The sequence below is a fragment of the Kitasatospora brasiliensis genome, from assembly GCF_032654805.1.
Classification (GTDB): Bacteria; Actinomycetota; Actinomycetes; order Streptomycetales; family Streptomycetaceae; genus Kitasatospora; species Kitasatospora brasiliensis.
Map to the genome: position 1 here is coordinate 481,877 of NZ_JAUOOW010000004.1, position 24,376 is coordinate 506,252.

Annotated in this window: 23 protein-coding genes; 14 read left to right on the plus strand and 9 right to left on the minus strand. The window is 73.3% G+C overall.

Annotated elements, in window-relative coordinates:
• Positions 1-119 precede the first annotated feature (119 nt).
• The 6 genes from QWJ13_RS18310 to QWJ13_RS18335 all read left to right on the plus strand — a co-directional run bounded on the left by QWJ13_RS18310 (position 120) and on the right by QWJ13_RS18335 (position 6,940).
• Positions 120-731 carry a hypothetical protein gene (locus QWJ13_RS18310; protein ID WP_316525672.1) on the plus strand — a complete coding sequence of 204 codons (612 nt, stop codon included), beginning with the start codon at positions 120-122 and terminating at the stop codon, positions 729-731.
• Complete coding sequence (locus QWJ13_RS18315) at positions 728-1,327, plus strand: class I SAM-dependent methyltransferase (protein ID WP_316525674.1); 600 nt, start codon at positions 728-730, stop codon at positions 1,325-1,327. Before QWJ13_RS18310 ends, QWJ13_RS18315 begins: the two co-directional genes overlap by 4 nt.
• A 153-nt stretch (positions 1,328-1,480) precedes the next feature.
• Positions 1,481-3,106: an MFS transporter gene (locus QWJ13_RS18320; RefSeq protein WP_316525676.1), complete on the plus strand. Its 1,626-nt coding sequence runs from the start codon at positions 1,481-1,483 to the stop codon at positions 3,104-3,106.
• Positions 3,107-3,200: 94 nt separating this feature from the next.
• Positions 3,201-3,902, plus strand: coding sequence for a hypothetical protein (locus tag QWJ13_RS18325; protein WP_316525677.1), 702 nt, complete (start codon positions 3,201-3,203; stop codon positions 3,900-3,902).
• Between the two features lie 104 nt (positions 3,903-4,006).
• Positions 4,007-4,801 carry a DNA alkylation repair protein gene (locus QWJ13_RS18330; RefSeq protein WP_316525678.1) on the plus strand — a complete coding sequence of 265 codons (795 nt, stop codon included), beginning with the start codon at positions 4,007-4,009 and terminating at the stop codon, positions 4,799-4,801.
• A gap of 21 nt (positions 4,802-4,822) precedes the next feature.
• Complete coding sequence (locus QWJ13_RS18335; RefSeq protein WP_316525679.1) at positions 4,823-6,940, plus strand: molybdopterin-containing oxidoreductase family protein; 2,118 nt, start codon at positions 4,823-4,825, stop codon at positions 6,938-6,940.
• On the opposite strand, the gene QWJ13_RS18340 is transcribed toward QWJ13_RS18335, so the two are convergent.
• On the minus strand, positions 6,937-8,994 hold the full coding sequence (locus tag QWJ13_RS18340; protein WP_316525680.1) for an MDR family MFS transporter: 2,058 nt from the start codon (positions 8,992-8,994) through the stop codon (positions 6,937-6,939). The two genes, QWJ13_RS18335 and QWJ13_RS18340, sit on opposite strands and share 4 nt — an antisense overlap.
• A gap of 209 nt (positions 8,995-9,203) precedes the next feature.
• Between QWJ13_RS18340 and QWJ13_RS18345 the strand changes: the two genes are divergently transcribed.
• Both QWJ13_RS18345 and QWJ13_RS18350 read left to right on the plus strand, forming a co-directional pair.
• Entirely contained in the window at positions 9,204-10,709 is a 1,506-nt protein-coding gene (locus QWJ13_RS18345; protein ID WP_316525681.1) for an MFS transporter, read from the plus strand.
• A gap of 265 nt (positions 10,710-10,974) precedes the next feature.
• Positions 10,975-11,229, plus strand: coding sequence for a hypothetical protein (locus tag QWJ13_RS18350; RefSeq protein WP_316525683.1), 255 nt, complete (start codon positions 10,975-10,977; stop codon positions 11,227-11,229).
• A 17-nt stretch (positions 11,230-11,246) separates the two neighbouring features.
• Here QWJ13_RS18350 and QWJ13_RS18355 read toward each other — a convergent pair whose 3' ends face one another.
• A complete protein-coding gene (locus tag QWJ13_RS18355) occupies positions 11,247-12,080 on the minus strand; it encodes an ABC transporter permease (protein WP_316525684.1) in 834 nt (277 codons plus the stop codon).
• On the minus strand, positions 12,077-13,009 hold the full coding sequence (locus QWJ13_RS18360) for an ABC transporter ATP-binding protein (protein ID WP_316525686.1): 933 nt from the start codon (positions 13,007-13,009) through the stop codon (positions 12,077-12,079). Before QWJ13_RS18360 ends, QWJ13_RS18355 begins: the two co-directional genes overlap by 4 nt.
• 126 nt (positions 13,010-13,135) lie before the next feature.
• Between QWJ13_RS18360 and QWJ13_RS18365 the strand changes: the two genes are divergently transcribed.
• Entirely contained in the window at positions 13,136-14,368 is a 1,233-nt protein-coding gene (locus tag QWJ13_RS18365) for a sensor histidine kinase (RefSeq protein WP_316525687.1), read from the plus strand.
• A gap of 50 nt (positions 14,369-14,418) precedes the next feature.
• Positions 14,419-15,060 carry a response regulator gene (locus QWJ13_RS18370; RefSeq protein WP_432277558.1) on the plus strand — a complete coding sequence of 214 codons (642 nt, stop codon included), beginning with the start codon at positions 14,419-14,421 and terminating at the stop codon, positions 15,058-15,060.
• 109 nt (positions 15,061-15,169) lie between these two features.
• On the opposite strand, the gene QWJ13_RS18375 is transcribed toward QWJ13_RS18370, so the two are convergent.
• The 5 genes from QWJ13_RS18375 to QWJ13_RS18395 form a co-directional block, all read right to left on the minus strand.
• Complete coding sequence (locus tag QWJ13_RS18375; protein WP_316525688.1) at positions 15,170-16,009, minus strand: SAM-dependent methyltransferase; 840 nt, start codon at positions 16,007-16,009, stop codon at positions 15,170-15,172.
• 99 nt (positions 16,010-16,108) lie between these two features.
• Positions 16,109-16,855 (minus strand): hypothetical protein, encoded by a 747-nt coding sequence (locus tag QWJ13_RS18380; RefSeq protein WP_316525689.1) that lies wholly within the window; start codon positions 16,853-16,855, stop codon positions 16,109-16,111.
• Between the two features lie 326 nt (positions 16,856-17,181).
• Positions 17,182-18,204 carry a DUF1648 domain-containing protein gene (locus QWJ13_RS18385; RefSeq protein ID WP_316525690.1) on the minus strand — a complete coding sequence of 341 codons (1,023 nt, stop codon included), beginning with the start codon at positions 18,202-18,204 and terminating at the stop codon, positions 17,182-17,184.
• Entirely contained in the window at positions 18,201-18,548 is a 348-nt protein-coding gene (locus tag QWJ13_RS18390; protein ID WP_316525691.1) for a GntR family transcriptional regulator, read from the minus strand. The genes QWJ13_RS18385 and QWJ13_RS18390 overlap by 4 nt, the downstream gene beginning before the upstream one ends.
• A 105-nt stretch (positions 18,549-18,653) precedes the next feature.
• Positions 18,654-20,444: an oleate hydratase gene (locus QWJ13_RS18395; protein ID WP_316525692.1), complete on the minus strand. Its 1,791-nt coding sequence runs from the start codon at positions 20,442-20,444 to the stop codon at positions 18,654-18,656.
• Between the two features lie 258 nt (positions 20,445-20,702).
• Between QWJ13_RS18395 and QWJ13_RS18400 the strand changes: the two genes are divergently transcribed.
• The 3 genes from QWJ13_RS18400 (at position 20,703) to QWJ13_RS18410 (ending at position 22,757) form a co-directional block, all read left to right on the plus strand.
• Positions 20,703-21,248 (plus strand): universal stress protein, encoded by a 546-nt coding sequence (locus QWJ13_RS18400; RefSeq protein ID WP_316525693.1) that lies wholly within the window; start codon positions 20,703-20,705, stop codon positions 21,246-21,248.
• 148 nt (positions 21,249-21,396) lie between these two features.
• Complete coding sequence (locus tag QWJ13_RS18405; RefSeq protein ID WP_316525694.1) at positions 21,397-21,993, plus strand: GNAT family N-acetyltransferase; 597 nt, start codon at positions 21,397-21,399, stop codon at positions 21,991-21,993.
• A gap of 233 nt (positions 21,994-22,226) precedes the next feature.
• On the plus strand, positions 22,227-22,757 hold the full coding sequence (locus QWJ13_RS18410; RefSeq protein ID WP_316525695.1) for a hypothetical protein: 531 nt from the start codon (positions 22,227-22,229) through the stop codon (positions 22,755-22,757).
• 53 nt (positions 22,758-22,810) lie between these two features.
• On the opposite strand, the gene QWJ13_RS18415 is transcribed toward QWJ13_RS18410, so the two are convergent.
• Positions 22,811-23,227: a DUF3592 domain-containing protein gene (locus tag QWJ13_RS18415; RefSeq protein ID WP_316525697.1), complete on the minus strand. Its 417-nt coding sequence runs from the start codon at positions 23,225-23,227 to the stop codon at positions 22,811-22,813.
• A gap of 164 nt (positions 23,228-23,391) precedes the next feature.
• On the opposite strand from QWJ13_RS18415, the gene QWJ13_RS18420 reads away from it, so the two are divergent.
• Entirely contained in the window at positions 23,392-24,372 is a 981-nt protein-coding gene (locus QWJ13_RS18420; protein ID WP_316525698.1) for a right-handed parallel beta-helix repeat-containing protein, read from the plus strand.
• Positions 24,373-24,376 lie beyond the last annotated feature (4 nt).

The window sequence follows — 24,376 nt, forward strand, 5'->3', positions numbered from 1 at the left end:
GCCCGGTGCTCGGTGCTCGCACATTGGTCCTGAACGTGTCCAGGACAGTCAAACGCGATCGCCGGAGCGTTGGTAGCGTCACACCCGTGAATCAGACGCACGCAATAGGTGCGCAAACCGTGGACGCCGGAGAATGGCTCCCGGTGCTGCCCAGACCGATAGCCGTGATCAGCCTGCGACACCCGTCCGGCGGAATTCCGTGGGAATCCACCTGGCTCCAGCTCACGGCGTTCCTGTTCAACCGAGGGATTTCGGACGACCGCACCGTCGGCATCGAAATCCTGTACGACGACCCGGAGTCCACGGCCCCCGACCGCCGGCGCTTCGACGCCTGTCTGTCGGTGCCGCGCGAGCGGATCGCCGGGCTGTCCCTGCTCGACCCGCGCCGGGACAGCCTGGGCATCCGGGTGCTCTCCGTCCTCGACGAGCGGCTGCTGCTGTGGCGGGGCGACTCGGCCCGGGCCGACCCGTCGGTCCGGCACCGGCGGGTCGGCGCGGTCGCCGGGCCCGAACCGGTGGCGTCCTGGCCCCGCTACCGGATCTACCGGGGCTCGCCCGTGCTGTCGCCCGGCCGCCCCGAGACGGTCGGCTGGTACGCCACCGCCGAGCCCGCGGCACCGGCGACCGCCCCGCACGAGGGCGGCCACCTCTCCTCCTGCACGCAGTCCGGCGTGCCCCGTCGGCCGTACCGCGCGGCCCGGCGCGTCTCCCGAAGGGGCTTACGGCCATGACCACCACGACCACCATGGACTGGGACCGGGCCTACCGGGCCGGTGACCACCACCAGTACTGGGAACTCAGCGCCTGCTCGCCCGACCTGGTCGGATTCCTCGCCGCGATGCCCGCCGCCGAGGGGGCCAGGGCCCTGGACCTCGGCTGCGGCACCGGCTGGGACACCGTCGCGCTGGCCCGGGCCGGCTACCGCGCGGGCGGGGTCGACATCAGTCCGGAGGCCATCGCCCTCGCCGTCCAGCGTGCCGCCGAACTCGGCCTGGACATCGACCTGTCGGTCGGCGACGTCCGCCGGCTCGACCTCCCGGACGAGGAGTTCGAACTCCTCGTGGACCGCGGCTGCTTCCACCACCTGGGCCCGGAGGACCGCGACCGCTACGTGGCCGAGGTGGCCCGGCTGCTGCGCCCCGGCGGACTGCTCTACCTGCGCGGCAGCCGCGGCGGAACGTTCCCCTTCAAACCGGTGGACGCCCCCTCGGTGGCCCGGCACTTCCCGTCCGACCTGTTCAGCACGGGCCCGCTGATCCCGTTCCAACTGCACACCGACGTGCTCAAGATCGAGGCCAACGCGGTGCTGCTGCGCCGCGCCGACTGAGCCCGTCCGGCCCGCGCCGTCCCTCCGCCGCTCCCCGCCGTCGGGATTCCGACGTCGTGCCGACCGAATTCGTCCGAACGAACTCGCGCCGACCGGGTGCGGGCGGCCGAATTCGCGCCGCCCGATTCTCGTGTCCCAGGAAATGAGCCACCTATGCCAACCACCGAAAGCCCGGGCCGGAAGAGTCCCTGGCTGATTCTCGGCGTGCTCAGCATGGGCTTCTTCATGACGCTGCTCGATATGACGATCGTCAATATCGCGCTGCCCCATGTGATGTCCGGCGTGCACGCCTCGCTCGACGAGGGCCTGTGGGTGTTCAGCGCCTACATCCTCGGCTACGCCACCCTGCTCATCGTCGCCGGCCGGCTCGGCGACCTCTTCGGGCCCCGCCGGGTCTACCTGTACGGGCTGGCGCTGTTCGTCCTCGCCTCCTGCGCGTGCGGCGTGGCGCCGAACGCCGGTGTGCTGATCGCGGCCCGGGCCGTCCAGGGCATCGGCGGCGCGATGCTGGCCCCGCAGATCCTGCCGATCGTCACCATGGTCTTCCTGCCCTCCAAGTGGGGCGCCGCCTTCGGGTTCACCGGTGCCCTGTCGGGGCTCGCGGTGCTGACCGGCCCGACGCTCGGCGGGGTCATCGTCAGCTACCTGGACTGGCGGTGGATCTTCTACCTCAACCTGCCGATCGGGCTGGCCACCGCCTACCTGGTGATCAAGCACGTGGACGACTACCGGCCCGGCAAACGGCAGCCGCTGGCGATCGCCCCCACCGCCCTGCTGATCCTCGGCCTCACCGGACTCGCCTTCGGGCTGATCGAGGGCGAGCGCCTGGACTGGGGGCCCACCGCCTGGGCCGCGATCGGGGCCGGCCTGCTGCTGCTCGCCTGGTTCGCCATCGACCAGCGCCGCCACCAGCGCTCGGGCCCGCTGCTGCCCTTCGACCTGCTGCGGCTGCGCAACTTCGCCTCGGCCAACATCGTCGCCGCGATCATGGGCTTCTCGATGCTGGGCGCGTTCCTGCCGATCTCGATGTACCTCCAGATCGTGCTGGGCATGTCGCCGCTGCGGGCCGGTTTCACCATCGCCGCGATGCCGCTCACCTCGGCCCTGGTGGCCGGCGTCGGCGGCAAGCTCTCCGACCGGGGCAACGGCAAGGCCGTCATCCTCACCGGACTGGCCTGCTTCACCGCCGGACTGGGCTCGTTCATCCTGGTCACCGGCACGGACACCGGCACCCTCCGACTGCTCGGGCCGTTCGTGCTGACCGGCTTCGGGATGGGCCTGGTGTTCTCGCCGCTGTTCAGCGTCGGCATGCGCCAAGTGCCGCCGCCGCAGGCCGGGGTGGCGTCCGGCCTGGTCAACACCGCCCAGGAGGTGGGCGGACTGCTCGCCAGCGCGGCGATCGGCGCGGTGCTCTCGATGCGGCTCAGCAGCGGCCTGCGGCACTGGGTCGACCAGCAGGCCGAGGCCCTGCCCGCCGAGGCCAGGGACGGCTTCAAACAGGCCTTCGCCCCGCTCACCGACGGCGCGCTGAAGATCGGCAGCGGCGGCGCGCCGCCCACCGCGACCGGCGCCGACCCGGCCCAGGGCGCCAAGGTCCAGGACGCCTTCGCCGACGCCTTCACCAGTGCCATGCACAGCGGGCTGCTGCTCCCGGTGGCGCTGCTGGCGGTCGGCTGGGTGGCGGCCTTCGTCCTCATCCGCGACGTGCCGCAGCCGTCCTTCGGCGCGCCCAAACCACCGCCCGGCAGCCGGAAGACGGCGGCCGCCGAACCGGCCTGACCCCAGGGCCCGTCCTGCCGACCCCCAGGGGCCGGCCCCTCACCGCAGACCGACCACCGAAGCGAACCGAACCACCGAAGCGAGGAGTGCGCACATGTCCGAGTCGCCCGTGATCCTTTCCACGCACATGATGGCCACCTACATGGTCAAGCCTGGCTGTGCCGAGCAGGCCCGCGACATCATCGCCCGGCACTGGCCCACGCTGAAGGCACACGGCCTGGTCACCGACCAGCCCGCGACCGTCTACCACAGCGAGAGCGAGTACGGTCCGGTCTTCTTCGAGCTCGTCACCTGGGTCGACGAGAACGCCGTCAGCCGGGCCTTCAACACCCCCGAGGTGAACGCGATCTGGCAGGAGATGGCGGCCATCACCGAAGCCCGCGAGGGCCGGCCGCCGGTGGACTACCCGATCGTCCACAAGATGGGCTACTTCACCGAGGAGCCCGACGTCCCCGAGGACGACGGCTTCACCGGGCTCGCCCACTACCTCGTCCGCCCCGACAAGGTCGCCGAGTTCCACGGCCTGATGGCCCGCGACTGGCCGACCCTGCGCGACGAGAAGCTCACCACCGGGGACCGCGGCACCGTCTACTACGGTGAGGACGCCTCCGGCCCGTTCTTCCTGGAGATCGTCCGCTGGTACGACCAGCAGGGCCCGAGCGTCGCCTACCGCAACGACAAGGTGAGCGCGATCTGGCAGGACGTGTTCCGCTACACCGAGGGCCGCGGCGGGCGGCAGGCCGCCGAGTACCTGTGGGCCGCCGAGCTCAAGTACCCCTACCACGAGGGATCCTGACCGAGCGTCGATCCCTTGGGGTAGACAGGACCCACAGACCTCCGGCGGGCCGGGCCACCCCCGTGCCCGGCCCGCCGGAACCCGTACGACCGGAAGAGACCTCGGTGACCCGCACGACCCCGGCCCGCCCGGCCGCCCCCGACACCCCGCCCGCCCCCGTCCTCGCCGACCAGCTCAGGGCCTCCCTGGAGGACAGCGCCGTCCCCGGCCGGGCCGAGGGCGAGAAGGCGTACCTGAAGAGCGGCCTGGAGCACATCGGGGTGCCGCTGCCCGCCATGCGCACCGTGGTGCGCACCTTCCTGCGCCACCACCCCGGGCTCGACCGGGACACCCTGCTCGAACTCACCGAGGAACTGTGGGCCCCGCCCGTCCACGAGTCCCGCTCCTGCGCGGCCCTGCTCCTGGAGAGCCGCGCCGACCTGCTGGAACGCCAGGACACCGACTACCTGGAGCAGTTGCTGCGCGAGTGCGAGACCTGGGCGCACGTCGACCTGATCGCCCCCAAGGGCGCCGGAGCGCTCCTGCTGCGACTGCCCGAGACCGCGGAGGACTTCCTGCGCTGGAGCCGGGACGAGCACCAGTGGGTGCGCCGCGGCGGCATCCTGAGCTACCTGCTGGCCCTGCGCGACCGGGGCGAGTTCCCGCACTACTTCCCGGACTTCTCCGACCTCGCCGACCCGCTGCTCACCGACTCGCGGTTCTTCGTCCGCAAGGCGCTGGGCTGGGCGCTGCGCGAGGGCGCCAAGCACCACCCCGAGGAGATCGCCGACTGGCTGCGCGAACGGCTGCCCCGGGTCTCCGGGCTGACCCTGCGCGAGGCGATCCGGCCGATCGACGACGAGACCTGCCGCGACCTGATGCGCGCCCACGCCGAACGGGGCCCGCGCCGCCGCTCCTGACCCACCCCCGACGGAGGCCCGATGTCCCCGCAGCAATCCGCCGAACGCTCCGGCCGACCACTGCCGCTGGTCCAGGTACTCGCCGAGGACGGCCGGCACCGGACGGTCTGCCGGATGTGCCACGGCGGCTGCGGGGCCGTCGTCACGGTCGAGGGCGGCCGGCTCACCGCGATCGAGGGCGACCAGGAGAACCCGAACAACCGCGGCTTCCTCTGCGCCAAGGGCCGGGCCTCGCTGGAGCAGCTGCACCACCCCGACCGGCTGACCACCCCGCTGCTGCGCACCGGAGCGCGCGGCAGCGGCCGGTTCCGCCCGATCGGCTGGCCGGAGGCGCTCGACCGGATCGCCGCCGCCCTCGACAAGGCGCGCCAGGACGGCGGCCCCGAATCGGTGGTGTTCGCCCAGGGCACCGACCGCAACTACCAGGAGTGGCTGTTCCGGTTCGCCAACAGCTTCGGCAGCCCCAACGTGCTCGGCCCGGCCCACGTCTGCTTCTACCCGAGGGTGATGGCCGGCATCCTCACCCTGGGCGGCTTCACCTTCTGCGACTACGAGGGCGGCCCCGACCTGGTCCTGGTCTGGGGCTCCAACAAGGCGCTCACCCACGGGGACGGCGTGATCGGCACCCGCCTGCTGGCGGCCGTCCGGGAGGGCACCCGGATGATCGTGGTCGACCCCCGCCGGACCTCGCTGGCCGCCAGGGCCGAGCGCTTCCTCCAAGTCCGCCCGGGTGAGGACGCGGCGCTGGCCCTGGCGATGATCCACACGGTGATCGAGGCCGGCGCGTACGACCACGCGTTCGTCGCCGCCCACACCGTCGGCTTCGAGGACCTCGCCGCCCATGTCGCCGACTACCCGCCGGAGGCCGTCGAGGAACGCACCGGCATCCCCGCCGAGCAGATCCGGGCCGCGGCCCTGGCGTACGCGGCCGCGCCCAGCGCCGCCATCGAACTGGGCACCGGACCGCAGCAGCACCGCGACTCCTTCCACACCTGCCGGGCCCTGCTGCTGCTCTCGGCGATCTGCGGCAACATCGACCGGCCCGGCGGCGACGTGCTGTGGGACCCTCCGGGCATCGACGGCCGGCGCTCCTTCCCGCGCGCCGAACTGCTCCCGAAGGAACAGGCCGCCAAACGCCTCGGCGGGGACCGGCACCGCATCCTCGCCATGTCCGGGTGGGCGCACCCCGGATCGGTCTGGGACGCCGTCCTCGAACCGGACGCGCCCCACCCCGTCAGCACCATGCTGGTGCACGGCAGCAACCTGCTGCTCAACTACGCCGACTCCGACCGCGTCCGGCGCGCCCTGGAACGGCTGGACTTCCTCGCCGTGGTGGACCTGCGGATGACCCCCACGGCCGCCATGGCCGACGTGGTCCTCCCGGTGGGCGGCTGGCTGGAGCGCGACCAGATCGTCGAGCACGCGCACTACGTCGCGGCCCGCCGGGCCTTCGCCCGGGTCGGCGACAGCCGCTCCGACGAGTGGATACTCACCGAACTCGCCCACCGGCTCGGCCTGTCCGCCGACTTCTGGCCCGACGCCCGGGAGTCGCTCGACACCCGGCTCGAACCGATCGGCATGGACTGGCGGCAGCTGGCCGAACTCCACTACCGGGCAACGCCGTTGGAGTACCACAAGTACCGCACCCGGGGCTTCGGCACCCGCAGCGGCAAGGTGGGCCTGCGCTGCGACGCGCTGCGCGTCTTCGGGTACCCGCCACTGCCGGTGGCCGGTCCGCCGGTGGGCACCCCGCAGGACGGCCGCTACCTGCTGACCTCCGCCCACTCGCCGTTCTACTTCAACTCCGAGTTCCGCGACCTGCCCTCGCTGCGGTCCAAGGAGCCCGAACCCCGGCTGGACATCCACCCCGACGCGGCCGCCCGGGAGGGCTTGGCCGACGGCGACTGGGCGGAGGTCGCCACCCGTACCGGCCGCATCCGCCTGCGGGTGCGGCTGACCGACCGGATCGCCCCCGACGTGGTGGTCGCCCCGGCGGCCTGGTGGTACCCCGAGCGCGGCCCCGAGGGCGGCTGGCGGGACAGCAATGTGAACCTGCTGACCAGCAACGAGAACGAGAACCCCGAAATGGGCTCCTCCACCTTCCGCGGGCTGCGCTGCGAGGTCCGGGCAGCGCCTTAGCTCTTGCTCGGACGGGCGTGGGCCGGGAGGCCGTTGGCGAGGTCCTCGGCCAGCAGGCGCCAGGCGATCGCGTCGGCGGCGGCGCGCAGCTGCGGGCTGCGGGGGCGGCCGGCGTCGGCGTCGAGGCGGGCGTTGAGCCAGTGCGACCAGGCGCGGGCCAGGACGCGGACCTCCTGGGTGCCGGCGTCGGTGGGGGCGAGGAGGTCGCCCTCGCGGCGCAGGTAGCCCTCGGTGGCCATCCGGTCGAAGACCGGCTCCAGGACCTCGGGCGGCACCCGTTTGCGGGCGGCGATGAGGTCGAGCGAGGCGTGGCCGACGGCCTGGGTGTGCCTGGCCACCTCCATCAGCGCCCAGGCCCCGGCGAGGTCCACCCCGGTGCCGGCGTCGGAGACGATCGTCCGGACGGTGCCGAGGTCCACCCCGCGCACGATCTTCCCGACCGAGTACTCCAGGTGCGGGTCGGAGTCGGCGGTGGTCGGCTGGGCGAAGCCCTCGCCCATGTCGGTGGAGCCGGCCCGGGCGGTGTCGCGCAACGGCACCTGTTTGAGGAAGAACGCCACCACGAAGCCGACCACGGCCACCGGGATGGTCCACAGGTACACGGTGTGCAGGGCGTCGGAGTAGGCCTGGGCGATCGGTGCGACCTGGTCGGCCGGCAGCTGGTGAAGTCCGTGCGGGCTCTCCGCGGCGTGGCTGAGCACGGCCGGGTCGGCGCCGGTGAGCCGGGCCGAGGTGGCGATCCCGTGGGCGAGTTCGGTCTTGAGGCTGTTGGCGTAGATGGTGCCGAACACGGCGGTGCCGAAGGAGCTGCCGATGGTGCGGAAGAAGGTCACCCCGGAGGTGGCGGTGCCGAGGTCGGCGTAGTCGACGGTGTTCTGCACGGCGATGGTGAGCACCTGCATGCTCAGCCCGATGCCGGCGCCGAGCACGAACATGTAGCAGGAGGCGAGGAGTGTGCCGGTGCCCGCTTCGAGCCGGGAGAGCAGGTAGAGGCCGACGGCCATCACCGCCGTGCCGACGATCGGGAACAGCCGGTACTTCCCGGTCTTGCTGACGGCGTTGCCGCTGCCGATCGAGGCGATCAGCAGGCCGATCACCATCGGCAGCGTCCGGACGCCGGAGACGGTCGCCGAGTCGCCGTCCACGTACTGGAGGAAGGTCGGCAGGAAGGTCAGCGCGCCGAGCATGGCGAAGCCGACGATGAAGCTGAGCACCGAGCAGACCGTGAACACCGGGTTGCGGAACAGCCGCATCGGCAGCATCGGTTCGGCCGCCCGTACCTCCACCCAGCAGAACAGGCCGAGCGCCAGCGCGCCGCCGGCGAACAGGCCGATGATCACCCCGGAGCCCCAGGCGTACTGGTTGCCGCCCCAACTGGTCGCCAGGATCAGCGCGCCGGCACCGACCGCGACCAGCGCGATGCCCGGGTAGTCGACCACCGGCCGGACCGCCGAGCGCACCGAGGGGATGGTCCGGGCGGCCGCGGCGACCACCACCACCGCGATCGGCACATTGACGTAGAACGCCCAGCGCCAGGACAGGTGGTCGGTGAACAGCCCGCCCAGCAGCGGCCCGATCACCGTGGCCACGCCGAACACCGCGCCGATCGCGCCCTGGTACTTGCCGCGCTCGCGCAGCGGGATGACGTCCGCGATCAGCGCCATGGAGGTGACCATCAGGCCGCCCGCGCCGATCCCCTGCACGGCCCGCCAGGCGATCAGCAGCGTCATGTTGGTGGACAGGCCGCACAGGAACGAGCCGCCGACGAAGACGATCGCCGAGATCTGGAACAGCAGCTTGCGTCCGTACAGGTCGCCGAACTTGCCGGCCAGCACGGTGGCGATCGTCTCGGCCAGCAGATAGGAGGTCACCACCCAGGACATGTGGGCGGCCCCGCCGAGGTCGGCGACGATGGTGGGCAGCGCGGTGCCGACGATGGTCTGGTCCAGGGCGGCCAGCAGCATGCCGAGCACGATGGTGGCGAAGACGACGTTCCGCTGCCGGACGTCCAGCACCGGTGGGGCGGAGGGAGCGGTCTCGGTGGCGACGGTCATGCCGTCAGCCTCCGGGGTACGGCCTCCGGTCGCGATCCGGTTCGCCCGTTCGGGTGACGGACAGCGGGATCGGCCCGGTGGCGGGGCGCGGGGCGCCGGGCGACGATGGGCCGAGCGAAGCCGACCGACGATCAGCCATGGACCAGGACGCCCCGGGCTCCGCCCCCCGGCCCCGGGGAAGAGGCTCCCCCCTCGGGAAGAGGCTCCCCATGACCGCCGACCACCCCCGCAGCACCGCGCCCCCACCGGATCCCGGCTCCACCGCCGTGGGCGGCCGGGACGCCACCCGGCGCTGGCGGGCGCTCACGGTCTGTCTGGTGGCCGGCTTCATGACCCTGTTGGACATCAGCATCGTCAACGTCGCCCTGCCGACCGTACGGGCCGCGCTGCACATGTCGGACAGCGGCCTCCAGTGGGTGCTCAGCGGCTACGCGCTGGCCTTCGGCCTGGTGCTGGTGCCCTCCGGGCGGCTCGGCGACGCACGGAGCCGACGGGCCGTCTTCCTCGCCGGGCTCGCCCTGTTCACCGTGGCCAGCGCGCTCGCGGGGGCGGCGCAGAACCAGGAATGGCTGGTGCTGGCCCGGCTGTTCCAGGGCGCGGCGGGCGGAGTGCTGGTGCCCCAGGTGTCCGGCTTCATCCAGGTGCTGTTCCAGGGCGCCGAGCGCGGCCGGGCCTTCGGCGCGCTGGGCGCCACCATCGGGCTGTCCACCGCCGTCGGGCCGCTGCTCGGCGGCGTGCTGATCCACCTGGTCGGCCCGGAGAACGGCTGGCGCTGGGTGTTCCTGGTCAACCTGCCGATCGGCATCGCCGCGCTGCCGGTCGCCTACCGGCTGCTCCCGGCGCCCCCGCCCGCCGACCAGCGGGCCGGGCACCGCGACTTCGACCCGGTCGGGGTGCTGCTGCTCGGCGCCGGCACCGTCTCGCTGCTGCTGCCGTTCGTCCAGGCGCAGCAGTGGCACGGCTGGACCCGCTGGCTGCTGCTGCCGCTGGCGGCGGTGCTGCTGGCCGCCTTCGTCGGCTGGGAGCTGTCCTACGGACGGCGGCACGAGCCGCTGGTGAGCATGGCGCTGTTCGCGGTGCGCCCGTACGCGGCGGGGACGCTGCTGTCGCTGGTGTACTTCGCCGGGTTCACCGCGATCTTCTTCATCTTCACGCTCTACCTCCAGGCGGGTCTGCACTACTCGGCGCTGACGGCGGGCTTGGCGATCACGCCGTTCGCGGTCGGCTCGGGCGTCTCCGCGGCGGTCGGGGGCCGGCTGGTGAGCCGGCTCGGGCGGCGCCTGGTGGTGGCCGGGCTGGTGCTGGTGCTGGCCGGCCTGCTGGCCTCGGCGCTCGCGGTGCAGTTCTGGTCGGGGCCCGACGTCGGCTGGACGACGGCGCTGCCGCTGCTGGTCGCCGGGGCGGGCAGCGGGCTGGTGATCGCCCCGAACCAGACGCTGACCCTCCAGCAGGTGCCGGTGGCCAGGGCCGGCAGCGCGGGCGGGGTGTTGCAGACCGCGCAGCGGGTCGGCTCCGCGGTGGGCATCGCCATCGTCGGCTCGGTGTTCTTCGCCCACGCCGCCGGCCCCCGCCCGGACTGGGCCCTGGCCTTCCAACTGGGGGTGACGGTCGCGGCCGGCCTGGTGCTGGTGGCCCTGCTGGTCGCGGTCGCCGACATGGCCTCGGGCCGGGGCAGCTTCCGGGCCGCCGGTCCGAGGGCGGGGGACGGGCCGTGACGGTGGCCGGGGCGCGTTTCCTGGCCGCCGCGGCCCTGGCCGGGGAGCTGCTGCGCCGCCCGGAGGTGGTGCAGGCCTGGCGGCGGCGGACGGCACCCGCCCGGCCCGGCTGCCCTAGTGGGGTGTGTCTGACAATTCCCGCCGGGTGCGCGACGCCGGGGCACGCACCTCGCGGCGTTGTCGTCAGTCGCCGATGCTCCGCATGGACTCCTTCCTCCGCCTTGCGATGCACGCACCCCAACGCCGCGCCCTGATCCGGCGCGAATTGTCAGACACACCCCGGGGCCCATGGTCGCTCACCCTTGACGACCTGCTGGCCACCCGCACGATGGAGCTGGCCGTCCACGGCGACGACCTGGCGGTCAGCGTGGGACTGCCCAGTCCCGAACTCCCGCCGGAGACCGCCGAGTCGGTGATCGGCCTGCTGGCCCGCCTGGCCGTCCGGCGGCACGGTCAGGCGGCCGTGCTGCGGGCGCTCAGCCGGGCCGAGCGGGCGCCGGAGAGCATCGCGGCGTTCTGAGGCTCGCCCTCGTGCCGTCAGTGGTCCCGGCGGTGGATCGCGGCCGCGGCGAGGGCCACCGAGGCCAGCGACCAGGCCGCGAAGGTGATCCAGGCGCCGGCGACGGTGGCCGGGTAGACGGACGGGCGCAGGCTCGCGAGAGAGGTGCGGGCCAGCCGCTGCCAGGCGGGCAGGGGCAGGGCGTGCAGCAGGTCGGCGCTCCAGCGGTAGCGCTCGGTGATCAGCGACGGGACGAAGAAGAGCACCACGACCGTCCCCACCACGGCGCCCGCGCTGTGCCGGATCAGCGTGCCGACGCCGAGCCCGACCAGTGCGCAGACCGGGCCGAACAGCACCGCCGCCGCGACGTACCGCAGCGCGGCCGGGTCAGTGACGGACTGTCCGATGCCGACGTCGGAGAGGATCGCCTGGCTCGCGCCGAAGGAGACGCCGACGGTGAGCACCCCGAAACCGGTCAGCACGGCGGCCAGTACGCAGGCCTTGGCGGTGACCACCGCCCGGCGGTCGGGCACGGCCGCCAGCGTGGTGCGGATCAGCCCGGTCGCGTACTCGCCCGCGATGACGATGGCGCCGATGCCGCCCGCCGCCAGCATCAGGATGTCGGCGGAGGCGAGGTTAAAGGCGTCGTTCAGCGCCACCTGCGCCATGACCGCCGGGTCGCCCTCGCCCGGCGTGTAGTGGTCGCGGGTGTACAGCGCGGACTTGAGATTGGCGGCGACGATCGCCAGGGCGCTGAGGCCGAGCACCCAGGGGATCGAGCGCAGCGACCAGAACTTGATCCACTCGGCGGCCAGCAGGTCGGCGAAGCGGGCACGCGGCTCGGAGCGGTGGGGGAGGGTGAGGGCGTTCAACGGGGCTCTCCGGCGGGGTACTCGACGCTGTCGGCGGTCAGTGCCATGAACGCCTCCTCCAGGGAGGCGCCCCGGGTGGTCAGGGCGTGCAGCAACATCCGTTGTTCCAGGGCGAGTTCACCGATCCGTACGGTGTCCAGGCCGGTCACCTCCAGGGCGCCGTCCGGTCCGGGCCGGACGGCGGCGCCCTCCGCCGTCAACACGGCGGCCAGCCGGTCGGGTCGGGCGGCCCGGACGGTGACGGTGGTCCGGCCCGCCCGGTCGGCCCGGGCCGAGAACTCGGCGAGGCTCTCGTCGGCGATCAGCCGGCCGCGGCCGATCACCACCAGGTGGTCGGCGGTGTGCTCCATCTCGGCCATCATGTGGCTGGAGACGAACACCGTCCGCCCCTCGTCCGCGAGCCGCCGGAACAGCCCGCGCACCCAGAGCACGCCCTCCGGGTCCAAGCCGTTCAGCGGCTCGTCGAAGAGCAGCACGGGCGGGTCGCCGAGCAGCGCGCCCGCGATGCCCAGGCGCTGCCGCATGCCGAGCGAGTAGCCGCGGATGCGGCGGTCGGCCGCCCGGGCGAGCCCGACCTCGTGCAGCACCTCCTCGACCCGCGCGGCCGGGATCGCGTTGGCGCGGGCCAGCGCCCGCAGGTGGGCCCGGCCGGTGTGCCCGCCGTGGACGTCGCCCGCGTCCAGCAGGGCGCCGGCGTGCCGCAGGCCGCGCGGCCGGCCGCGGAAGGGACGGCCGTCGACGGTGACGGTGCCGGAGGTGGGGTCGCCCAGACCGAGGACCAGCCGCAGGGTGGTGGACTTGCCCGCGCCGTTGGGGCCGAGGAAGCCGGTGACCCGCCCGGGTCGGACGGTGAAGGTGAGACGGTCGACGGCGGTGCGGACGCGGCTGCCGCGGCCGTAGCGCTTCGTCAGTTCGGTGACGTCGATCATGGGCCCCACGGTGCCCGGGGGAGCGGGCCGGGCACATCGGACCGGCGTCGACACCGCTGGTCACCCGGGGCCGTACAACCACGGCTGGATGACGGCGTTCCCGGACCGTCGTTACGATCTCGGACCATGCCCTCACCCCTGTCTCCGCCGCTGCTGAGGCGCCTTCCGCCCGAGGCCTGGGTCGGTCTCGCCTGGTGCGTGGCCGTCGGCTACCCCGCCGTCCGGCTCGGCGGTGACGCCCCCCAGCACTCCGGCGCCGCCGCGCACGGCGGCTGGGCCTTCACCCTGGCCGACTCCGTGGTGGCGTTCGCGGGCGCGGCGCTGGTACGGCGGCTGCCGGTGCTCTCGGTCGCCCTGCTGCTGATCGCCGCCTTCACCGAGACCGACGGCTGGGCCGCCGGCGCCCAGGTGCCGCCGGGCGCGCTGCTCGCCGTGGACACCGCGCTCTGCCTGATCACCGCGACCCGGCCGCGGCGCAGCTCCCGGCCCGCGTTCGCGCTCGTCATGCTCCTCCTGGTGCTGCACATCGGCATGGTGCGCGGAAACACGGTGGGCATCTTCTCCGGCACCCACATCGGCTCGGCCGACGGCGCCGTGCTGCTCGCCCTGGTCGCCTGGCTGGTCGGCCGCTCGGTGCGGCAGAACCGGGAGCACGCCGAGGCGCTCAGCACCCGGGTGGCCGAGGAGGCCGTCACCGCCGAACGGCTGCGGATCGCCCGGGAGATGCACGACACCGTGGCGCACAGCCTGGGCATCGTCGCCCTCCAGGCCGGCGCCGCCCGCCGGGTGATCGACCGTCGGCCCGAGCGGGCCAAGCAGGCGCTGGGCGAGATCGAGGCCGCCGGGCGGGAGACCCTCGCCGCGCTGCGCCGGATGCTGGTCGCACTGCGCCAGGCCGACGGTGAGGCCTCGGACACCGGGCGGCAGGGCCTGGCCGACCTCGACCGGCTGGCCGGGGCCACCACCGCGGCGGGGGTGCGGGTGGAGGTGCGGCGGCACGGTGAGCCGGGGCCGCTGCCGCCGGAGGTCGACCTCGCGGCCTTCCGGATCGTCCAGGAGTCGGTCACCAATGTGCTGCGGCACGCGGACGTCGGCGCCTGCGTGGTCTCGGTGGACCACCGGACGGCGGGGGAGCTCTCCGTGGCGGTGACGGACCGTGGGCAGGGCCGGGGCCCGGGGCCCGGCGGCGGGTTCGGGCTGGCCGGGCTGCGGGAGCGGGTCGCCCTGCTGGGCGGGGAGTTCGACGCCGGGCCGCTGCCCGGGGGCGGCTTCCGGGTCGCCGCCCGGCTGCCGGTGCCGGAAACGGTACGGACGGAAGCGGTACGGACGGAAGCGGTACGGACGGAGGCGGGCGCGTGATCCGGGTGGTCCTGGCCGACGACCAGCCGCTGGTGCGGGCCGCGCTGGAGATGGTCATCACCGAGACGGCGGACGTCGAGGTGGTCGGCGAAGCGGGCACCGGCACGGAAGCCGTCCGGTTGGCCGCCGAACTGCGGCCGGACGTGGTGGTGATGGACATCCGGATGCCCGGGATGGACGGCATCGAGGCCACCCGGCTGGTGACCGCCGGGGGCGGGCCGACCAGGGTGGTGGTGCTGACCACCTTCGACGAGGACGCCCACGTGTACGCGGCGCTGCACGCCGGGGCGTCCGGTTTCCTGGTCAAGGACATGGCGCTGGATGACATCCTCGGCGCGGTGCGGGTGGTCGCCGCCGGGGACGCGCTGATCGCACCGAGCGTCACCCGGCGGCTGATCGGCGCCTTCGTCGGCGCCCGCCCGCCCCAGTGGGGGCCCGACCCGGCCGCCGGTCCCGTCCCCGGCCCCGCCGCCGTCGAGCGGCGGTTGGCGGCGATCACCGGCCGGGAACGCGAGATCCTCACCCTGGTCGGCCGGGGCCTGTCCAACACCGAGATCGCCGCCGAACTGGTGCTCAGCATCGCGACGGTCAAGACGTACATGACCCGGCTGCTGGCCAAGCTCGACGCCCGCGACCGGGTGCAGCTGGTGATCCTGGCGTACGAGGCGGGCCTGGTCTCCGTGTCCGGCTGACCGGGCCCGCCTCCGCGGCAGCGATCCCGCTGAAACGATTCCGCGTTGGGTCGTGAGGCGCGGATCGTGAGGCGCGGGTCGTGAGGCGCGGGTCGTGAGGCGCCGACGCTCAGCGCTTGACGGCCACGCCCGCGTACATCGCGATGTCCTGGTCCCGGACGGGCGCCGCGTCCGCCTCCGGGTGCCAGTGGTGCACCAGGGTGACGCCCGGGTCGAGCAGCTCGAAGCCGGCGAAGAAGGCCTCGGTCTCGGCTTTGTCGCGGATCTGGAGCGGGATGCCGCGCGCGTTGTACTCGCGCCCGACGCCGCCCACGCCCACCGGGTCGGTGTCGCCGGTGAAGACCGTCAGGGCGAGGAAGCTGCCGGGCGCCAGGGCGTCCATGAAGCGGCGCACGATGCCCTGCGGGTCGTCCTCGTCCAGCACGAAGTGGACGATCGCGATCAGCGACAGCGCCACCGGCTGCGAGAAGTCGAGCACCTCGCGCAACTGGGGGTTGTCGATGATGGACTGCGGATCGCGGAAGTCGGCGTCCACGTAGCAGGTGCGGCCCTCGGACGTGCTGTCCATCAGGGCCCGCGCGTGGGTCAGCACGATCGGGTCGTTGTCCACGTACGCGACCCGGGCCGCCGGGTCGATCGACTGGGCGATCTCGTGGACGTTCGGCGAGGTGGGGATACCGGTGCCGATGTCCAGGAACTGCCGCACACCGTGCTGTTCGGCGAGGTGGCGCACCGCCCGCTGCATGAAGTCGCGGGTGGTGCGCATCGAGATCGGCAGCGACGGCCAGGCCTGCACCGAGGCATGCGCCGCCGTCCGGTCCGCCTCGAAGTTGGTCTTGCCGCCGATGAGGTAGTCGTAGACCCGGGCGGAGTGCGGAACGTCCATCCGCAGGTCCACTGACGGGTGGTCGTTCCGCGGCTCCTGCTCAGCCCGGACCTCGTTCACCATGCTTGCTCTCCCGTCGTTGGGCATCCGTCACCGGCCGCTGTGGCGGCGATTCATGGTGCGCATGGTAACGGTCACCCGGTACGACGAGATGACAGGGCCTCAGGCTTGCGCCTCCGGATGCCTCGGTTCGAGCGGGGCGTTCGCCTGACGGGGAACCGTGGCGGCGTCGTCGCCTGCCCGGCCGTGCGCCGCGAGTTCGAGCGCGGCGCCGATCCAGGCTATGCCGAAGGCCCACGTCGCCAGCCACTCGCCCAGGTACAGCGGCCGCACCGACCAGTCGGAGCCGATGCCCGTCAACCCGGCCAGGGCGGAGAACCCCAGGGCGACCAGGATCACCACCCCGGCCACCAGGTACGCCGTGCTCACCCGGGCCGGCTGGGTGGAGCGGGGGTTGCGGAAGGAGTAGAGGCAGAACATCGCCAGCATGACGAACAGCAGGCCGGCGAAGACCAGGTGGAACACCCCGACGGTGCGCTGGACGCCGGAGGCGCCGTCGGGCCTCGTCGGGCACAGCGCCACCCCGAGCGCGAAGAACCCGGCCGCCGTGCTCCAGCGGTCGTCCCGGTGGTCGAAGCGGTAGCAGATCAGGAACACCCCGAGCGCGCACAGCCCGCCGACGAAGAGGTTCCGGGTGCCGGTGTAGTACGAGGCGCTCATCGAGGCCGGCCAGAAGCCGTCCGTGCTGCGCCCCATCACCTCGGCGGACAGCCAGTTGCCGAACGGCAGGGCCGGCGGCAGCAGGATGCCGATCAGCCCGACGCCGAGGCGCAGGATCGCGATGGTCCGTACGTCCTGGATGCTCCGCCGGACGCCGGGGGAGTTCTGCGCGTGCGAGTCGTGAAGCACGGACGCCTCCTTGCCTTTCGTACGGGCACGAAGGCCCGCTGGTCCTCCGGTCGCGAGGGACGGGGTGCGGCGGCGCGGGACGGGCGCCGCCACACACCTGAGCGACCGTCAACTTGTGTACCCGTATCGACGTTCGAAGCACCACCGATTTGAGCGGTTTACACCCTCGATGACCATCTTGAGAGCCAGGAGTGGCTGTCTTCAACGGCTGTTGAGGCGTGGTCGGTCCAACTCCCGGTCAGCGGCGCGGTGGAACGGCGCGGTGGAACGGCGAGGCGGCCCGGTCGTGGTGACCGGGCCGCCGCGCGCCGTCCTGCGGACGCGTCTCAGCCGGTGTGCTGCCGGGTGCGCGCGATCAGCGCGTTGAGCAGCGCCGCCCCGCGTTCGGCGTCGTCGACGCTGACCGCGAAGTCCGTGCCCCGGCGGGTGCGGACCACCAGGCAGACGCCCCCACGCAGCATCACGGTGGTGCCGAGTCCGTTGAGCCGGTAGCCCCAGCCGCCCACCTGCATGGCGGTGCGCTGCTCGGCGCGGGCGGACTCCAGCTCGGCGGGGGACCAGTGGCGGGCGGGCCGGCCGAACGGGCCGAGGCCGACGGTCAGGCCGCGCGCGGTCACCCGGGTCCGTACAGAGGAGCAGCAGAGCAGGGCCAGGGCCGGGATCGCGAACAGCAGCAGCACCATCGGCCAGTGCGGTTGGGTGATCCCGCTGGTGGCGGCCAGTGCCCCCGCCGCCGAGGCCAACCCGAGCACCGCCGCGGCCAGTTGCAGCCACGGGTTGGTGGCCTGGGAGAGCCAGACGACCTCCTCGCCCGGCGGCAGCTCCAGCGCCGGCGCCCCGGCCACCGGGTGCTGCTCGGGCCGGCCGCCGAAGCGGCGTCCGGCCAGCCAGGCCAGCAGCCCGGCGAGGCCGGTGGCCAGCAGGACCAGCAGCACTTCGATGCCCACCGGTGCGGCGTCCTGCCAGCGGGCGCGGTCCAGGTTGGCGTGCACGATGGAGGCCTGCGCGCCCGTCAGCAGCACCCCGCCGGCCGCCAGGGCGGCCGCCGCCGCCCCGGGCGTCCGGCCGGCCTCGAACCGCCGCAGGGCGGCCGAGACCAGCACCAGAACCGCCCAGAGCGCCGCCGGGAAGGCCACGGCCGCCGTCAGCGACATCGAGCCGTTCGGTTCCCGGCCGCCCCAGTGGGTGGCCAGCGGGTCCGGCAGTCGGTGGCGCGCCGCCAGCGGCAGGGCGATCAGCAGCGCCAGCACGCCGACCGACCAGGCCGCCGCGGCCCAGGGCGCACCTCGGTGCGCCGGCCGCCCCGCCGTGCCCTTCGTCGACGCCGTCCTCGTTTCCTCGTCCGTCACGAGATCCCCCTGATGATGTCCACGAGATCGTTCCTGCTGTAGCCGGCCCGGGCCGCGTCCTCGACCAACGTCCGTACCCGGTCCACCAGTTCGGATCGGGTGTCGGCGTCGTTCGCGATCGTGATGCCGCGGCCCCGACGGAACTCCAGCACCCCTTCGTCGCGCAGTGTGCGCAGCCCGCGCAGGACGGTGTTGGTGTTCACCCCCAGCGCCCGGGAGAGCTCCCGGGCCGGGGGCAGCTTGTCCCCGGGGGCGCACTCGCCCTCGGCGACGGCCCGTCTGATCGCGCCGGCGACCTGTTCGTGCAGTGGTCGGGTGTCCCCGACATCCAGCTTCAGCAACATGGTGCTACTGACGATAGCACCATTCATGTTTTGTGCCACCGCCCCGGAGCGCCGCGCACGGCGAAGGGGGCGGGCCCCGAGGCCCGCCCCCTTCGCCGCCGACGGCTACTTCCGCTCGTCCTCGATCAGGCCGAACTCCTGCATCAGCTCGCCGATCTCGGTGGCCTCCAGCCGGCGCAGCAACCGCTTGCGCAGGAACTCGGGCCCCGGAAGGTCGAGTTCGGCGCCGTCGCGGAGCCGGGTGGTGGCGGCGAGCAGCTTGCGCACGTCATAGGTGGAGTTGAACACCTCGGGTACGCCGCGCTCGACGTCGAGCAGCCGGTAGACCGCCTCCATGCCGGTGCGCACCGAGTACTCGGTGGTGAAGATGCAGTCCCGGGTGGTCTCCGCGAACTGGCCGATGAAGGCGAAGTTGACGGCGCCCTCGGGCACCACGTCCGGCCGGTCGCCCGCGTGCCGGGGCAGGAAGAAGGACGTCACGTACGGCATCATCACCGGCACGCAGCGGGCGGCGTTCGCGGCCAGCTCGGGGATCTCCTCGACCGGCACGCCCAGGTGGTACAGCCACTCCTGGGTGATCTCCTCGCCGGTGCACTCCTGCATCGGCTTCTTCACGAAGTCGCCGGGGCGGTCGACGTACAGCGCGTAGACCCAGGCCACGATCCGGTCGGCGGGCTGCTTCTTGAAGTGCGGCTGGCGGTTGACCGTCCAGCTCAGCAGCCAGGAGGAGTCCCGGGCGGTGACGATGCCGCCGGTGACCACGCCGCCGCTGAACGGGTCGCGCTTGGCGACCTTCTGGATGTAGTGGGGGATGCGCGCGTCCAGGGTAGTGACGGTCGCCGACTCCCACTTGCTCTCGGCGATGTTGCCGCAGAACACCTCGGGCCGGCCGAACGCCGGGTCCTTGGCGGCGATCCGGCGCCACAGGTCCCAGGCCGGCGCCGGGCCCTCGTCCAGCCGGGCCGGGGTGTGCTGGTCGCCGTTGTCGGAGTTCTCGGTGAGCGAGCCGATGGTGGTGAACACCAGGTCGTCCGGGCCGAGGTCCACACCGCCCTCCCGGCCGGCCTCCCGCCAGTGGATCCGGGTGGCCTGCTTGCGGGCCGGGGCGTCGGCGGTGGCGGGGGAGAGGTCGAAGTCGATGTCGGTGACCTCGACCTCGTAGCGGAACCGTACGCCCTGGTCCATCAGCCAGTGGGTCAGCGGCAGGACCATCGACTCGTACTGGTTGTACTTGGTGAACTTCAGCGCCGACAGGTCCGGCAGGCCGCCGATGTGGTGGATGAAGCGGTGCAGGTAGAGCTTCATCTCCAGCGCGCCGTGCCACTCCTCGAAGGCGAACATGGTGCGCCAGTACAGCCAGAAGTTGCTGTCCAGGAAGTTCCGCGAGAAGACCTCGTCGATCCGCTTGCCCTCCACCTCCTCGCGGGTGGCGAGGAAGACGCGGACCAGGTCCTTCTGCGCCTTGTCGTCGAGCGCGAACAGGCCGTCGGTGCGGGCGTCCTGGCCGCGGCGCTCGGTGACCCGCTGGAGCGAGTAGTTCGGGTCGTCCTTGTTCAGCCAATAGAACTCATCGAGGACGGAGGCGCCGTCGACCTCCAGCGAGGGCACCGAGCGGAAGAGGTCCCACAGGCACTCCATGTGGTCCTCCAGCTCGCGCCCGCCGCGGACCACGAAGCCCTTCTCGGGCTCCTCGATCCCGTCCAGCGCGCCGCCGGCCAGCTTCAGCCGCTCCAGGATCGTGACCCGCTCGCCGGGCACCTGCCCGTCCCGGACGAGGAACGCCGCTCCGGCCAACGCGGCGAGCCCCGATCCCACGAACCATGCCCGCTTGCGCTCGGCCCCCTCGGGCTTCCTCGGCCGGGCGAACGCCTCGTAGTTGCCGCTGCTGTAGTACAAGCCCGTGCTCCCTAGAACGTTCGACGGAACCGCCCGCCGGGAGTACCTGATCCCGGTGGGCCGTCTCCATCCACCCACCCGTTGGTGATCTTCGCCTGTTGATTGGGCCGAATGGGTGAGGCGGGAAGGGCGGGCCGCGTATGGAGAGTGTTGGGAACACCGTCCGGGGCGTCAGGAAGCCGTCAAGAGAAGCAGGTCAGCGCGCCGGCGGGGGTTGGGTGGAGGACGACGGAGAACGCAACCACACGAGGACGGATCATGCACGGCAACGGACGGGACGGGAACGGCGCGAGGCCCCGCGTGGTGGTCGGGGTCAGCGGCTCGCTGGGGAGCCTGGCGGCGCTGCACCGAGGCCTCGCCGAGGCCCGCGGCCGGGGCGCCGTCCTGGTGCCGGTGCTCGCCTGGGAGCCGCCCGGCGGCGAGTACGGCTACCGGCGCTCGCCCTGCCCGCCGCTGCTCGCGGCCGCCCGGGAAGCCGCCGAGCAGCGGCTGAACGACGCGCTCGACGCGGCCTTCGGCGGCGCCGACCCCGGCGTGCCGCTGTGCCCGGTGGTGATCCGCGGCGAGACCGGCCCGGCGCTGGTCGACGTCGCCGACCGGCCGGACGACCTGCTGGTCCTCGGCCGCGGCGGCGGCCCGCTGCACCGCCGGCTGCGCCGCCCGGTGCCCGGCTACTGCACCCGGCGGGCCGTCTGCCCGGTCCTGACCGTCCCGGTGCCCGACCTGCTGCACGACCTGCACCGGCTGGAGACGGCCCACCGGCCGCTCACCCCGGCGGTCGAACTCCTCGCGGCGAAGCGGTAGCTCGCATGTCAGCGGGCGGCGGGCTCAGCGGGCCAGGGTCTGGACCACGAGGGCCTTCCCCCCGGTGAACGACGTTTCCCTGCGGGGATGTCAGACCTTGGGCGCCCCTGCCCGGAACGGTGGGGATAAGGGCGCGCACGATGTCCGTATGCAGATGACCAACGTGCCGCGGGCAGCCACCCCGGATGACGCACCGTCGATCAGTCGATTACTGGCCCTGGCCTTCGACGACGATCCGATGATGCGCTGGTTCTTCCCCGACCCGGCCACCCGGCCGGCGGGGCTGGACGGTTACTTCACCACGCTGTTCACCCGGCAGTACGGCCGGCACGGGGTGTGCGAGCGGACGGCCGACGCGGCCGCCTTCTGGGTGCCGCCGCAGGCGCAGGACAAGGCCGTCCCGGACGAGGAGACGCTCCTGGAGCTGACGGAGCTGCTCGGCGACCGGGCCGAGCCGTTCCGGCGCTCCGTCGAGGCGGCCGCCGACAGCGCGCCGCAGGAGCCGCACTGGTACCTGGCGGTCCTCGGCGCCGCGCCGGCGGCCCAGGGCCGGGGGCAGGGCGGCGCACTGCTGCGGTCGGGCCTGGCCAAGGCCGACGCGGCGGGGCTGCCGGTCTACCTGGAGTCCTCCAAGGAGGCGAACCTGGCGGTCTACGGGCACTTCGGCTTCGAGGTGCTGGAGGAGGTCCGGCTGCCGGAGGACGGGCCCGCGCTGTGGGTGATGCGACGCGCGGCCAGACCCTAGGGTCGGGGCCCGGGCCGGGAAGCGGGTCGGCCATGGTGGTCACCCCTCTCGCGGGTGCGTCACTCCAGGTGGCGACGGACGGCACCAGAGGCCGACAGCGGCGCGGCCCCGAGCCTTCCGCCCCGCGGGCGCCGCATTGGCGCGATCTTGACGCCGGGGGTGTGCAGCCGGCTCCCAAGAAAGGGAAAAGCGGGCGTAGGGTCCGAGTAAAGCCACAGTCGTGGGAGGGGCCGATGGACACGACCATGCTGGAGCCGGACGGGCAGGCGCTCGACGGGGCGGACGGGCGTCCGGGGACGGGGCGCGACGAACAGCCGCTGCTGCTCCCGACCCGGGAGGCGCTGCTCGCCCGCCGTACCCACCCGACCCCGCGCTGGAAGCGCCTGTTGCGGCCGGGGGCGGGCGGTCGGGCGGGCTGGATCCGGGTGGAGACCGACGCCCAGGCCGAGCGCCTCGGTCGCCGTACGCCCGGCACCGAGCACGTGCTGCTCGCCCTGTTGGCGGTCGACGAGGTGGTCCGCCACGAACCCCGGTTGGCGCAGGAGGGCGGTGGCGGCGAACTGCTCGCCGGGCTCGGCATCGAGTACGCCCGGGCGTACGCCGCCCTGGACACCGGTGCGGTGACGCTGCCCGCCGACCCGCGCTCGGTCGAGGAGTACCTGGCCGAAGCCGCCGGTCAGGGCGCCGATCGGCTGGTCCGGGCGTTACTGGAGGAGGACACCAGGGCCCGGCGCCTGGTCGACGCCCTGCGGTCCACCGGTTGAGGCGCGCTTCGGCCCAGAGCACCGCGCCACCGCTCAGAGCACCGCGCCACCGCTCAGAGCACCGTGGCGCCGAGGGTGATCGAGCCGAGCACCACCAGCACCCCGAGCGCGAGGAACCCGTACTCCAGCCCGGCGCGCTCCCGCCCGTCCACCAGGACCTGCCGGGGGTCCGCCGGGTCGTAGCGGACCGGGACGAAGCCGCCGTCGGGCAGCGGGTGGCGGGTGGTCGACGGGACGGGGGAGAAGACCTCGACCACCCGGCCGTCCTCGGTCTCGAACTGGAGCAGCGGCCGCGGCGGCAGCGCGCGGTCCTCCGGCGCGGACGGGCGCTCGCGCACCAGCGCCCGGACCGGGACGCCGACCCGGCGCAGCCGCCGCAGTTCGCGCAGGCCGACCACCCCGGCGAGATAGGCGACCACGCCGCCCAGCGCACCGAACACCACCACGGCGAATCCGGCCGTTCCGCCCACCGTGCCTCCCTGCCCGAGAGCCCCCCGACGGCTCCAGTATCGCGCGGGCGAGGCGGTCTTGACGCCCCGGAATGGTCTAGTCCACTCTGAGTGACGGCATGTTCCTGCCACGACCGGCCGGCCACTCGCCCAGCCGGCCCTGCCCACCGCAAGGAGCACCGTCCATGACCGAGCACCCCGCCGTCCCCGCCCTCCTCACCGCGCTCGCCGTCCTCACCCTCGGCCCCGTCGCCCCGGCGGCCGCCGGCTCCGCCACCCCGGCGGCCGTGGTCGAGGTCGGCACCGCCAAGCAGCTCCAGAGCGCCCTCGCCGCCGCCGTGCCCGGTCAGACCATCCGGCTCGCCGACGGCGCCTACTCCGGCAACTTCAAGGCCACCACCCCCGGCACCGCGGCCGCCCGGATCACCCTCACCGGCTCGGCGAACGCCGTCCTCACCGCCCCGAGCGGGGGCGGCTACGGCCTGTACCTCAACGGCGCGAGCTACTGGACCGTCCAGGGGCTGACCGTCACCGGCGGCCAGAAGGGCATCATGGCGGACGCCGCCAACCACGTGCTCCTCGACGAGGTGACCGTCCACCACACCACCATGGAGGGCGTGCACTTCCGCAACTCCAGCGCCTACGGCACGCTGCGCAACTCGCGCATCCACGACACCGGCCTCAATCGGGACGGCATGGGCGAGGGCGTCTACGTCGGCACCGCCAACACCCTGACCGACCACAGCGACCACGTGGAGATCACCGGCAACACCTTCGGCCCGAACATCGGCGCCGAGAACGTCGACCTCAAGGAGGGCACCACCGGCGGCCTGGTCTCCGGCAACACCTTCGACGGCGACGGCCTCACCGGGCGCAACTACGACGACTCCTGGGTCGACGTGAAGGGCAACGACTACGTCATCGAGAACAACACCGGCCGGCGCACCACCGACGACGGCTACCAGGTCCACAGCGTCCAGCCGGGCTGGGGCTGCGGCACCGTCTTCCGTGGCAACCGCTCCGACCTCGCCGGCGCCACCGGGCCGGACCGGTACGCGATCGACGTGACCGACTACGACGCGGCGAAGTGCGAGGCCACGGTCGGCGCGGACAACACCGTCACCGGGGGCCGGGGCCTGGTGAACCCCGGCGTCCCGGTCGGCTGAGACC

Bases quoted from the DNA above. Each gene is read 5' to 3' on its own strand.
- QWJ13_RS18325 (WP_316525677.1), top strand. From the start codon at position 3,201: ATGTCCGAGTCGCCCGTGATCCTTTCCACGCACATGATGGCCACCTAC.
- QWJ13_RS18370 (WP_432277558.1), top strand. From the start codon at position 14,419: ATGGTCATCACCGAGACGGCGGACGTCGAGGTGGTCGGCGAAGCGGGC.
- QWJ13_RS18410 (WP_316525695.1), top strand. From the start codon at position 22,227: ATGGACACGACCATGCTGGAGCCGGACGGGCAGGCGCTCGACGGGGCG.
- QWJ13_RS18345 (WP_316525681.1), top strand. From the start codon at position 9,204: ATGACCGCCGACCACCCCCGCAGCACCGCGCCCCCACCGGATCCCGGC.
- QWJ13_RS18420 (WP_316525698.1), top strand. From the start codon at position 23,392: ATGACCGAGCACCCCGCCGTCCCCGCCCTCCTCACCGCGCTCGCCGTC.
- QWJ13_RS18360 (WP_316525686.1), bottom strand. From the start codon at position 13,009: ATGATCGACGTCACCGAACTGACGAAGCGCTACGGCCGCGGCAGCCGC.
- QWJ13_RS18365 (WP_316525687.1), top strand. From the start codon at position 13,136: ATGCCCTCACCCCTGTCTCCGCCGCTGCTGAGGCGCCTTCCGCCCGAG.
- QWJ13_RS18340 (WP_316525680.1), bottom strand. From the start codon at position 8,994: ATGACCGTCGCCACCGAGACCGCTCCCTCCGCCCCACCGGTGCTGGAC.
- QWJ13_RS18375 (WP_316525688.1), bottom strand. From the start codon at position 16,009: ATGGTGAACGAGGTCCGGGCTGAGCAGGAGCCGCGGAACGACCACCCG.
- QWJ13_RS18405 (WP_316525694.1), top strand. From the start codon at position 21,397: ATGCAGATGACCAACGTGCCGCGGGCAGCCACCCCGGATGACGCACCG.
- QWJ13_RS18400 (WP_316525693.1), top strand. From the start codon at position 20,703: ATGCACGGCAACGGACGGGACGGGAACGGCGCGAGGCCCCGCGTGGTG.
- QWJ13_RS18335 (WP_316525679.1), top strand. From the start codon at position 4,823: ATGTCCCCGCAGCAATCCGCCGAACGCTCCGGCCGACCACTGCCGCTG.
- QWJ13_RS18315 (WP_316525674.1), top strand. From the start codon at position 728: ATGACCACCACGACCACCATGGACTGGGACCGGGCCTACCGGGCCGGT.
- QWJ13_RS18390 (WP_316525691.1), bottom strand. From the start codon at position 18,548: ATGTTGCTGAAGCTGGATGTCGGGGACACCCGACCACTGCACGAACAG.
- QWJ13_RS18320 (WP_316525676.1), top strand. From the start codon at position 1,481: ATGCCAACCACCGAAAGCCCGGGCCGGAAGAGTCCCTGGCTGATTCTC.